The 2,191-nt window shown below is 69.8% G+C and carries 1 protein-coding gene and 2 pseudogenes; all 3 read right to left on the reverse strand.

Annotation, left to right across the window (positions count from 1 at the left end; translation table 11 throughout):
* Positions 1-587 (reverse strand): transposase (locus Manayef4_RS16435; protein WP_139140110.1); only part of this gene is annotated, 587 nt, incomplete at its 3' end.
* A gap of 92 nt (positions 588-679) precedes the next feature.
* Positions 680-1,582: pseudogene (locus Manayef4_RS16440) on the reverse strand (transposase); the annotation flags it as partial.
* 414 nt (positions 1,583-1,996) lie between these two features.
* Positions 1,997-2,191 (reverse strand): annotated as a pseudogene (locus tag Manayef4_RS26730) (IS5/IS1182 family transposase); the annotation flags it as partial.

A 2,191-nucleotide genomic window follows, 5' to 3' on the forward strand; every position in this document is an offset into this window, starting at 1 on the left:
CCGTAGCGATGCGCCAACTCGTCGATGCCCACGGTGTCGGCCAGCCAGCCGGGGGCCGCGACCGCGAGGGCCTCCAACACCGCCCGCACACTTTCCCCGGCGAGCTCGGTCCGGTTTAGGTCCCGGACCGCGCTGATCACATGGGTGGAGTCGGTGCGCGCCCTGCGACCGCCGCCGATCAGGCCCTGGTCGACGCAGGCCTGCAGGAGCCGGTCGAAGACCACCCGTTCCAGGCCGTGGTCGGCCAGCCGGGCGCGGAACCGGGACAGCACCGTCGGGTCGAACCCGGTATCGGTCAGCTCCGCGCCGAGCGCGTACTTCCAGTCGATCGCGCGGACCGCCATCGCCGCAGCCTGCCGGTCGGTCAGGTTCTCGGTGAACTGCAGCACCGTGACCAGCGACAACACCGCCGGCGGCAGACCCGGCGCCCCCCGGCGCCCGAACGCCCCGGTGAACGGCTCATCGACCAACACCTCGGCCAGCCGGTCCCGCAGCCGCATCGCCAACGTCCCACGCGGGAACGCCGCCCGGGCGACCGCCACGGTCTGCGCCGGGATCTCGGGCAGCCCCTTCGGCTGCAACGACATGCACTCCACCTCCCGCAGCCCACGACACGACCAGGACCGCAGAGGAGATCATGCCGCACCAACGACACCCAGCCGAATTAAGCAGCAGAGTCGTCGACCAGGACGGAGCGGGACTTACGGCCGTGGGCCATGTCCGGGTCTTCCACGCTGATCCGCCGGTTTTTGGCGACCCCGCGGCGCAGCCGCGCTGTCCCGGCCGTGGTGACCTCGACGTCCTGGTCGCGGACCTGACGGGCCACCGCGACAGCGGCTTCGGCCGCCTCCGGGGCGGGCTGGGCGGCCACGAAGGTCTCCACCGCCTCCAGGGCGGCCAGCACCACCGCCAGGGCACGGTCCCGCTCGTCGGGATCGTCCCAGTCGGCGTCCAACGCGGCTTTGAGGCTGGACCCGGCCAGCACCGGTGCCCCGGCCTGGCCGGCCAGGACCCTGGTTCCCTCGGCCCGCCCCCACCCCTGCTGAGCCGCGATCACACCCAGGGCCTTGCGCAGGGCGTGTCCCATCATGTTCGGGGTGTCCTCCACCCGGCCGGCACCCCACAGCGGGCTGGAGTCCAACGCTGCGCGTAACGCCCGCGGCCCGAAGCCCTTCGTCACCGTGGCGATCTCGACGGTGCATTCGACCAGCCGCCGGTCCCACCCGGCGCCGATCAGCCGGGCGCGGAAGCCCACCAGGGTGCCCTTGGAGAAGGGAGACCGGTCGGTGTCCAGACAGTCCAGAACCAGCTGCCAACGCCGGTCCATCACCGTCGCCTCGATCACCTCGTCGTCGGAGACACCGGTATAGGCCTGCAGGATCAGCGCCAACGCCAACTGCGCCGGCTGCCCTTTCGGACTGTCGCGGTAGACCTCGGCCAGCTCGGTCTGGAACGCCTCGTCGAACAGCTCGTGGCGATACCGGCGCAGGAACACGAACAGCTTCGCCCGCCGCACCAGCCTGATCACAGTCTGTTCCGCGGTCGAGGGCTCCACCGGCGGAGCCCATATCCCAGGACGCATCAGCCAGCACCTTCCGATCAAGACGGGCACATGACACCCGCCGACCGGTGCCGCCTACCACAGCTCACATACGGCTACCTGACCGGCGCTCTAGCAGCGCGACCACGGACAGGTCCACCGCTGGTGCGACTACGGCGCCACCCAGATCGGGACCCCCATCCGCACCCCGAGCGCGAGGCTGTTCCCGAACCCGAAGAGGAACGTCAACGCGACCACCACACCGACGATCACGGTCACGATGCGGGCCGAGGCGCCCGGAACCGCCAGGTATGCGGAACGCCTGTTCGATTCGCTAGATGATGTAGACCTCGGCGCGGTCACTGGGCATCACCCCTGGTCAGGGCCCGGGTAGCGACCGGCCGAACGGCGATTTCAGGGCCAGCAACCAAGATCAAACGGTTCTTAGAGCGTGTCTTACGTCGAGCGTGGGAGCTTCTTCCAGCAGGTGATCGCGGCAGCCAGGCAGAGGAACCCGAGGAAGTTGTAGCCGTTACGTTCGTAACGCGGGCTCAGGCGGCGGTAGCCACCGAGCCAGGCCAGGGTTCTCTCGACTTTCCACCGGTGCCGGCCGAGGCGTTCGGTACTGTCCACACCACGGCGGGCGATCCG

It is taken from the genome of Frankia sp. CgMI4 (assembly GCF_001756285.1).
GTDB classification, from domain to species: Bacteria; Actinomycetota; Actinomycetes; order Frankiales; family Frankiaceae; genus Frankia; species Frankia casuarinae.